The sequence below is a fragment of the Pseudogracilibacillus sp. SO30301A genome, from assembly GCF_037072025.1.
Taxonomy (GTDB): domain Bacteria; phylum Bacillota; class Bacilli; order Bacillales; family Amphibacillaceae; genus Pseudogracilibacillus.
The window spans coordinates 1-9,262 of sequence record NZ_JAXHDD010000091.1 but is presented as its reverse complement, the minus strand read 5'-3'; the positions used below and the strand labels follow the sequence as shown (position 1 = coordinate 9,262).

Below are 9,262 nucleotides of genomic sequence, written 5' to 3'. Positions count from 1 at the left end.
CGATATATACATATTGTAACTACCGAACAAGATTACTTAAATAACATCAAAAACTTATATAGTACCACCAGTGTGAAACCACAGCATTTAGTTAATTTGAAAATGGGTGAAGATGAAGAGGATATAGAAAAAGAGGGGCAAGTAAAAAAATATTTAGTTCAAGAAAATAGTTATTTTGAAATATCATATTTAGAAGAGCTACCTATAGATAATGGCAGAAGTAATATGCTTGTACATAGTGTTTCTAAAGAATATGTACATCTCAATCTCTCTCGGGAGGTTGCCGAAAAAATAAAAGAGGACAATTATGTACTAATACCGGAAAGATTAGTAAACCAAAAAGATAAAATTTTGGAAGCTTTAGATAATGAAATGTATGGAGGGTTTAATGGGATAGGTAAAGTTTTGACTTATTCGGATACTAAATTAAATAGTATTGTTCCATATGATTACATTTATTACGGGGTGAATAATTCCGAAGTTATATTATTTGTATATGAAGGCACTTCAGGTATTGGGTCCAACATAGCTTACTTCAAGTATGATGGGAACTCTATTGACGCTCAAGAATACTTTGATAATGTTTATTTAGAGCATAATGAAGTTTCACCTTTCTATGTTGAGTCAGTTGAGGAGCAGTATAATTCTGATAGAGCGTTTTTTTTACAAGAATTAAAGACGATTTTACCAATATTTATCGTGATAATACTTGCAATATTTATGAATACATATCAACAATCAATATTGAATTGTGAAATAAATGATAAGAAATACGCCATTTTAAAAAGTGAAGGAAGTAGTACGATTGGTTTAATATTAGGTGAATTAAAAGTAGTTGTTTTATTTTTGTTAGTTGCTCAAGCTATTTTATACACATGGTTGGATTTTCCCTTCGGTGATGCGGCTTTTATTATCACCTTTTACCTGGCAATCGATGGTCTAGTGCTTTGGATTACAACTCATTTAAAAACGAGACATTTTTCTGAAAGTTTGAGGTGAGTGAGATGAAAATAGAGTTGAAGGGTTTGAAAAAAAGGTTTGGTCAACACATCATTTTTGATCAGTTTAATATCTCGATTGAATCAGGGGAAATGGTCTGTATTTTAGGAAAATCTGGTTCGGGCAAGACAACCTTATTAAATATTTTAGGATTAATTGAGAAGAAAGATGCTGGTCAAATATTATACAACGGTAAACTGATTCATACAAGAGCCCAACAAAGAAAATTATTAAGTAAGAAAATAAGCTTTATCTTTCAAAACTTTGGGTTAATCGATAATGAAACCGTCTATGATAATTTAAATTTAATCAAGCAACTAAAATATAAAAATAAAAAAGCAAAAATTGAGTTAATGGTGGGTGCCTTGACGAAGGTAGGATTAGATGAAGGGATTTTAAACAAGAAAGTATTTGAATGCTCAGGTGGAGAGCAACAAAGAATTGCGATTGTAAAAATTTTACTTAAAGATTGTGATGTGATTTTTGCTGATGAGCCAACAGCCTCATTAGATAATGAAAACAAGGTAAATATTTTGAAACATTTAAAGGAATTACATAAGTTGGGGAAAACAATTGTTATTGTGTCACATGATCATGATGTGTGTCATTATTGTGATCGAGTGATTTCAATATAAATAAAAACAGGTGGGAACAAATCTACAAGAGGTTTTTGCAAAAAATTATTTAAGCCAAAGTACTTTCCACTTTATACAGTATAAAGATGCAAAGCCATATTACACCACCATAGTATCTAATAAGGGAAGTAAGAGAAGAGCATTAGTAAAAAATAATAACACAAATATTTGGTGGAGCACTGACTGGACTGGAGTTAGTGGAAAAGAAACACTCAACTTGGAAGTGCCTAATGGAAAACATGATCATGCAACTGCAGTGAAATAAAACGCTTGAAGATGATTGAAATCCATTGCACTATTGTTTTTTAGTGTTTCAATTGAAATAAGTAAAAAATTAAAACTAGGCTATCTTTCTCATAAAATCTAAAGAGAAAGATAGCCTATTATTCGTTTTCCGAGGTGTGTTAAAGAGATTAGAAATGCAACGCAACAACCAGTAGAAACTTCAATTGATATGCCTATATTGCCAGCGACTTGCTAAAAGTTATTTTAACTTTTAAGATATAAATAATCGAATTTCTCCTGAAATAAATATGGACATGAGTATATTTTAATGGATGAGTCCTTTGTGGCAATTGACTTTGTTACTGCAGAAGTGATAACAGGTGTGTTAAAAATTGAAAACGGAGGGGAAAATAATTATTGTTTCTACTCACCAACTTGATATCGCACAAGAACTAGCGGATGAAATTTTATTTTTACATAATGGACAAATACACCAGATCAGAAATCAATTTAACACACCAAACGAATTGAAAAATTACATTAGAGAATCGATTTTAATGACTGCTAATTTAGGATTGATGAAATAATAAGTGGATGGATTTACTGTTAGAAAACTTGGCATTCGCCAAGCCTTATAGCGAATGCCTTAGTTGCACTTATGTACTTTCTTATCTACTAAAAAAGCAACACTCACTTCTTTGATAGCAGAATAAACGAAGCTAGAAATTAATAATGTAAATGTTACCGTTTGTTGATGATTTAAAAATATTTATTCGGTTCGCCAAATCACCTTATCGGTTTACGTCTAAGAAATTATTGCACTAGCCACTAGCTAAAATAATTATATTGACTAAACCAGATTATAACATTGGTTTAGTCATTTTTCGCTGTAAATCTTTATCTATTTAAAGTGCAAATTCCTTTTGTTAACGAATAGGTGTTTTATATTCCTTTAAGTTAGGAGTGATTGATAACTAGTAATGTAGAAATCGGAAATTCCCTATAAAATAGTAATAGTTTGTTAGATTTGGAATTGGAAGGTTAAGATCGTTGTAATAAATTTTATTTTTAGTAGCGAATTTTTGGGGTTTTAGGGGAATCCCTAAAATTTATGCTAAAAGTTTAGGGGATTTTTGCGGAAAATACTAATTGTTTATATAGTATGCTAATTTTAAGGACACAGTTATTATACAAATAGTTAATATCATAAACGAGTATGCAATCTTTTATGTTTAGGGAAATGTATGGAACTATTCACAATGAAAAAATAATTTAGTTTTTTATTATTATAAACAGCTCAAATGAGCTTATTAATGGAGTAAAGTTTTTATCATTATCATCCATTCAAACAAATAAGTTAAAAAATACTTCCATTTGATTGGATGATTACTTTGTTGAATCTCCAAAAAGTTCACATAAAGGTAAATACGGAGATCTATCAAGGTATAGTGTGGGTAGCAAAACAGCTACTCGAACCTTTTACTACGCTAAGAACAAGAAACGCTATGCAACTGCTGTAAGTAAGCCACGTAAGGGAATGGCATTGTGTAATTTTGGTAAAAAAACCGGTCACAAATGTGACATAGTATATAAACTTAACACAGCACGAGACGGCTATAAGTTATGACTGCAGTTAGTCGTCATATTACAAGCGGTGGTGATAGTGGTGGACCTTGGTTTTATGGAGGTACTGCTTATGGAATACACAGTGGCTATCAGACAATTTCAAACGTAAAACGAAGTCAATTTACTCCCGCAGTTAATATGCAAAATACAGTAGGGATGAGAGTGAATATAAAAGAGTAGATAAGATGATTGCCTTATATTTAAAATTTGTCAACATGAAGGGGTACTTGAATATGATACCAAAACACAATGTTTGCTTATTAAAAGTCATAATGAAAAAGATTTAGAGGGGATTAAGATTCCTATTTGGCCTAAAGGTACAACTCCACATACAGAAAACGGTTTGCATGGTGTTAAAATTGCAGACCATGGGACTATATTGGAGGGAGATCATTTAAAAGGTGGTGGAGGTGGAATTGATAGATCTGACTTAAAAGGTCTTGATATACCAAAAGAATGTATTGACAAACATCCAACTTATGCCATAACAAATATAGATAAGTAAGCGTATTGTGACTTGCCTATCTAATATACACTTTAGTCATTACCAGACCTTTCCTTATTAAAGTTGATGACAGCCATGCTAGTATTTCTCCAAATAGCCAATCCGAACGGGGAGAAGTAGGTGAGGCCATCAGGCTACTTCTCCTTTTCTACAGAATATGAAAATAGGTGTATTTATATGCGGATAAAGTATCTATTGTTTTTCTATTTTAAAAATATGGGTAAGAGTTGGCTTTATCTTATAGCCAGTATCGGTCTTATCTTGTTAATATCTGTACAAATTTTTAGGTTTTTCAATACATGGTTTGATCAAGAAGACTATGGAAATCTTCCAGGGCAAATCATTGTTATTATACAATTATTTTCCCTTTTATATATGATATATTTTTATCTTACTTTTTCAAATGAATTAAAATATGGTATTCATAGATATTTTACAGATGGCTACAAAATACTTCTCGAAAAACTAACAGTTTTGTTTAGTATTCATTTTATATTTCAATTAATCTTATTGTTGTTGACTTATAGTATTTTTGTAATGACTTATTATTTGGCAGGCGTTGAATTTTCCTCTATCTATGGTTCCTTGTTTCGACTTTTGGTGGACTATATGTTTGCTCCGCTACTGTTTGCTTCATTAATTGGGTTGGTTATCGCATCTATTTTTGGTGATAAAAAAATAAGTGTGATGTTCATTGTGTTGATTTGGTTTTTAACAGGAGGATTGAATCAAGAATTATTTACGCCATTCTTTCGGGAAATAGGAACAAAAGATTGGGAATCATTGTTAAGCATAGGACCCTCTAGTATATTCTCCCTCTATAGTCCCTATATCGGATTTAATGTATATGATGGACTGGAATGGAGATTGCTCACGTGGTTGTTAATCCTCTTATTCCTATTATCAGTTGCATCTATCAAATGGGCAGTTATTAAAAAAGAGAAAAGAATAATGACATTCATTGTGGCTCTCCTTCTTTGTTTTAGCATTGTCTCTGGTCGAATGTCGATTACCACAAATACGAGTCCATTTAATAATGCTGATTTCAATAAAGAGGTTTCAGCATATCAACAGTTCCAGTCGGTGACTACAGATGTTAATTATGATGTAGAAGCATATGATATTCAAATAGATAAGAATAAAGTAAATGCTAAATTGTTCTTTCTTCATGCTAATACGGACAAGCCATCTTTTCAATTATATTACGCTTTTCCAATTGAGAAAATAGTGGTAGACGGGAATGAAGTGAGTTATTCGAGAGAGGGCGATATTGTTCAAATTGAAAGCCATACAGATGATTTCAAAGTAATAGAATTTGTGTACGAAATAACACACACACAATTAGTACCATATACGAATAATAGAGTTGTGTTGCTTGCCAATCAGGCGTGGTACCCTAAAAAAAGAGAGAAGCATATGTATGAAAAGGATGGTTCGGATTATATAAAACTAACCGACAATGTTGCAAATGCAAATGAGACTTATGATTTCTATCTTGAAGCAGAAAACTTATTGTTCACGAATTTGGAAAGGTCGAATGAAAATTATCAGGGAAACTCAAGTGGGCTCTCTATTATTATAGGTCAAGGAAATAAACTAGAGTATCAGGGTTATGAAGTGATCTATCCTTCAGATTGGACCAACATGGTTGAACAAACAAAAGAAATCATAGAACGATTGGAGATTAACTTTGAGGAGCTGAGACAAATTGTTCCGTTAAATGTAAATGAACCTCCAACGAAAATTGTATTGAATGGACCATCTTCATATATAAATAAAGATCATCTTATATATAATGCAGGTGGAATCACCACAGCAATGACACATCCTGATACGTTTAGTGTATTTGATGAGTATTTAATACAAATTCTAGTGGAACAAAAAAGTCCTACAGCTATGTTTAATGAGTGGGTAAATTTAACATCTGTCATGATTAGAAAGGAACACAACTATCCAGTAGCTTTTCAGACTCCAACATTAGAAATACTGGGTACATCTTTAGAAAAAAGAGTTTATGACATTCATGCTGCCTTCGTTGGGTGGAGAACAGAAGATAGAAAAAGTTTCTTAAAGCAATGGTATCTTGAAATGGATGATACATGGACATGGGAAGACGTGGAAGCACTTGTAGAAGAGAGGAAAGTCCAGTGAATATCTATACAAAAGAATTGAATAAAGCATATAAGAAAAAGTTGGTTCTATCAGACGTAAAACTATCCTTTTCTGGTGTATATGGACTATTAGGACCAAATGGAGCAGGAAAAACTACATTAATGAAAATATTAGCAGGGTTGGAGCCATTTCAATCAGGTAGTGTGTATTTGGATGACCAGTTGATTAGTACAAAGTCATATGTAAAAAAGATTGACACCATTGGTTACTTAGCCCAAGACTTTATGGTATATCCGGATTTGACCACATATCAAGTACTGGAGCATATTGCAGTTCTACAGGGAATTAAGGTTTCAGTAACAGCAGGAATGATTAAAGACGTACTAGAAAAGGTGAATTTACAGGAACATGAGAAGAAAAAAATGAAGGAATTGTCTGGTGGGATGCGAAGGCGGGTTGGTATTGCCCAGTTGTTACTTCGAAAGCCATCCGTATTAATGTTTGATGAACCGACAGCAGGGTTGGACATTGAAGAAAGGGTTCGTTTTCGAAATTTGTTAAAGACACTAGGTAAAGAACACACTGTAATTATTTCCTCACACTTAGTAGAGGATATCGAATTCTTATGTAATCGTATAGGTGTCATTAAAGGTGGGAATGTTTTATTCGAGGGGGATCCACAAGCACTGAAGAAAAAAGCAAATCAGAAAGCATATCAATTAGAAGTAGTACCAGAAGAATTAGATGAAATTATTGCCAAATATGAAGTGATTCAATTAGATGATAATGGTTCACATATTGCAGTAAGATTCTTGTCGGATGAACCAGTAGGAAAAGAAGTCACACCTAGATTGATTGATGGTTATTTAACTTTATTGAAAGAGAGCCGAATTCATGAATAAGTTAAAATATCACTTTCAGTTTGATTTCCAACTGATAAAAGGAATCTACACCATTCCTTTTATAGGGTATCTACTAACATTGGTACTTATGTTCATAAGTTATCCAGAAGGATCTAACTTACCATATATCTTTCTACAAGGGATAGCTATACCGTTCGCTGGGTTGCACTTGGTTTTTCTATATAGTTCAATTTATGATGAAGGTGCAACAGATACACTTCTACCTTACTATAGTAAAAACATAGCCTATGATTTCCTACGGTACGGTATCTTCCATGGTCTGATAATATTGCTTTTAATGATCCTGCTTATTTTTGCGATGGGAATAGGTTTTTTTAATTTCATCATGATTATTCATTTGATATTATTGTTTGTTTTTTATCAATTAATTGGCGTTAGCTTATTGACACTCGTAAAATCACTGGAGATTGCTATTGTAATCATCGCAATGTATACAGTAATAGAAATTTCGACAGTGATACTTGAAAATTACTTACCTTGGCCACATCTTTTTATATTTGAAAAGGCTTATTACAACATTTCACTATTTCTAACATTTTTCTTTTTAATTACAGGAATATTACTATCTATTGCACAAATAGTACGAACCTTTAAATGAGAAGAAGTAAGTTAGATAGCTAATAAATTCAAACTATGTTTCCAATTAAACTATGTGTGAGGTGTTAAGGGCGAAAGGGACAAAAAGAAGGCAGACTGAATAGCCCTTGACGTTTCCCATTTTAAACCATTGTCAAGTTCGGTATGTCAAGAGTTCCCTTCGCCGATAGCTAGTTTGTCGTGCTCAGCTAAACAAAAAGCTAGCCTGATTGTTGCTGGGTCAAGAATTCCTGTGATAATTCAATTAATTTTGTCCATCTAGCAGGTATATGTGGCTGAATCTTAAGCTCAGGAATAACTACTGATACTTGATTTTCAAGCGTTGCGTGTGTGGTTGTAAGAAATTAAAATACGCTACAAACAAGGTCACATAAAAAATAGAACCTGTTTGGGGATCGAATCCAGTAGTTGCTCTGTAGTTGCCTTTAAACGTCCGATTTAGTCTTTCAATCATTTGTTTTAATGGACGATATTCCTCTGAAACAGGGTCGTCATTTGTAAGACCAATCACTTTGTTTACATCAAAATCAATGTTACGCTGTGCGAAATAGTGTTGGGTTAAGATATAAATCGGGTTCCCGTCAACAACTAATGTTAGCTCTTGTGGAATTTCTTTAGTTTGAGCACATCATCAATCGCTGTGACTGCTGATGGTGTATCACGATGAAATCTTTATGTTGTTTGATACATTCTAATGATTTTAAACAATTAAGTACATTTAGGGATTGCTTCTTTCAAAAATCTGTTCTTTTTACTAAACAGACAATCACACACTTTACACAACTATTGTCCTTTATTGCTATTGTTAATGTAAAGATAATCAGTGATGAAGAACACCTTGGCAAGTCAGATTCGCAGGGACATTTACCACACTATTTTTTTGGCGAATCACTGGTTTTAAAGGTTTGCCATACTTGTCCTAGTATTCATCCAAAAGTAATTTGTAATCTAGTTTTTCTAACAATGATAGGCATATTATCCACTTCTAGTCTACGGTAAGGCTTGTTCACTGGTTCATCGTAAAGACCACGTGCAACCGATTTTCCAAGGATAATACCTATCAAAGCAAAAATAATTTTCTCTTGATACTTGATTAATTTTAATAAATAGGTTTTATTTTTACCCCAACATATATTTTAGAGTTGATTATTTCAGATAATTTGTACGATTGAATTTACTATTTTAGAAAAGTGTCTTAAATCTAAAATAGTAAAAAATAAAAAGCCCTTCTGTGAAAGAAGAGCCTTTTACTGTAAATTATTATCTAACGTTAGTTGCTTGAGGTCCACGGTTACCTTCCTCGATATCGAAAGTAACTTGTTGACCTTCTTCTAAAGTTTTGAAACCATCGCTTTGAATTGCTGAGAAGTGTACGAATACATCATCTCCGCCTTCAACTTCGATGAAACCGAAACCTTTGTCTGCGTTAAACCATTTTACCGAACCTGAGTTCATAAATAATTCCTCCATGTGCATCATGCACGTTTATTACTTTGGTTGTTCTGATAATAATTCAAGACGATGATATACATTGTATGCATTGACATTAATCCTGTATTGCTAGCACGAACAATTAAGTTATTTATAGTGTAACACGTATCACTTTAAAAAGATACCATTTTCTATCTTCATCAGAAAAA

General features: G+C 32.7%; 10 protein-coding genes and 1 pseudogene. 8 read left to right on the top strand and 3 right to left on the bottom strand.

Annotation, left to right across the window (positions count from 1 at the left end; translation table 11 throughout):
• From SPD89_RS21930 to SPD89_RS21895, 8 genes are all read left to right on the top strand, one after another.
• On the top strand, positions 1–999 hold a 999-nt coding region (locus tag SPD89_RS21930), incomplete at its 5' end, for a hypothetical protein (protein WP_336264066.1).
• A gap of 5 nt (positions 1,000–1,004) precedes the next feature.
• Entirely contained in the window at positions 1,005–1,634 is a 630-nt protein-coding gene (locus SPD89_RS21925; protein ID WP_336264065.1) for an ATP-binding cassette domain-containing protein, read from the top strand.
• Positions 1,635–2,251: 617 nt separating this feature from the next.
• Positions 2,252–2,446 (top strand): hypothetical protein, encoded by a 195-nt coding sequence (locus SPD89_RS21920; RefSeq protein WP_336264064.1) that lies wholly within the window; start codon positions 2,252–2,254, stop codon positions 2,444–2,446.
• 1,036 nt (positions 2,447–3,482) lie between these two features.
• Entirely contained in the window at positions 3,483–3,665 is a 183-nt protein-coding gene (locus SPD89_RS21915) for a hypothetical protein (RefSeq protein WP_336264063.1), read from the top strand.
• A gap of 73 nt (positions 3,666–3,738) precedes the next feature.
• Positions 3,739–3,990, top strand: a complete 252-nt coding sequence (locus SPD89_RS21910; protein WP_336264062.1) for a hypothetical protein — start codon at positions 3,739–3,741, stop codon at positions 3,988–3,990.
• 177 nt (positions 3,991–4,167) lie between these two features.
• Positions 4,168–6,141 carry a hypothetical protein gene (locus SPD89_RS21905; RefSeq protein ID WP_336264061.1) on the top strand — a complete coding sequence of 658 codons (1,974 nt, stop codon included), beginning with the start codon at positions 4,168–4,170 and terminating at the stop codon, positions 6,139–6,141.
• Positions 6,138–7,004: an ATP-binding cassette domain-containing protein gene (locus SPD89_RS21900; RefSeq protein WP_336264060.1), complete on the top strand. Its 867-nt coding sequence runs from the start codon at positions 6,138–6,140 to the stop codon at positions 7,002–7,004. Before SPD89_RS21905 ends, SPD89_RS21900 begins: the two co-directional genes overlap by 4 nt.
• Positions 6,997–7,623, top strand: coding sequence for a hypothetical protein (locus SPD89_RS21895; RefSeq protein WP_336264059.1), 627 nt, complete (start codon positions 6,997–6,999; stop codon positions 7,621–7,623). The genes SPD89_RS21900 and SPD89_RS21895 overlap by 8 nt, the downstream gene beginning before the upstream one ends.
• Positions 7,624–7,822: 199 nt before the next feature.
• On the opposite strand, the pseudogene SPD89_RS23315 reads toward SPD89_RS21895, so the two are convergent.
• The 3 genes and pseudogenes from SPD89_RS23315 to SPD89_RS21880 all read right to left on the bottom strand — a co-directional run.
• A pseudogene (locus SPD89_RS23315) lies at positions 7,823–8,288 on the bottom strand (DDE-type integrase/transposase/recombinase); the annotation flags it as partial.
• A gap of 260 nt (positions 8,289–8,548) precedes the next feature.
• On the bottom strand, positions 8,549–8,686 hold the full coding sequence (locus SPD89_RS21885) for a hypothetical protein (protein WP_336264057.1): 138 nt from the start codon (positions 8,684–8,686) through the stop codon (positions 8,549–8,551).
• Positions 8,687–8,882: 196 nt separating this feature from the next.
• Positions 8,883–9,077, bottom strand: a complete 195-nt coding sequence (locus tag SPD89_RS21880; protein ID WP_336264056.1) for a cold-shock protein — start codon at positions 9,075–9,077, stop codon at positions 8,883–8,885.
• Positions 9,078–9,262: the final 185 nt, after the last annotated feature.

Excerpts from the sequence above, each read along its gene's own strand:
- SPD89_RS21925 (WP_336264065.1), top strand. The coding sequence starts at position 1,005 with ATGAAAATAGAGTTGAAGGGTTTGAAAAAAAGGTTTGGTCAACACATC.
- SPD89_RS21915 (WP_336264063.1), top strand. The coding sequence starts at position 3,483 with ATGACTGCAGTTAGTCGTCATATTACAAGCGGTGGTGATAGTGGTGGA.
- SPD89_RS21905 (WP_336264061.1), top strand. The coding sequence starts at position 4,168 with ATGCGGATAAAGTATCTATTGTTTTTCTATTTTAAAAATATGGGTAAG.
- SPD89_RS21895 (WP_336264059.1), top strand. The coding sequence starts at position 6,997 with ATGAATAAGTTAAAATATCACTTTCAGTTTGATTTCCAACTGATAAAA.
- SPD89_RS21880 (WP_336264056.1), bottom strand. The coding sequence starts at position 9,077 with ATGAACTCAGGTTCGGTAAAATGGTTTAACGCAGACAAAGGTTTCGGT.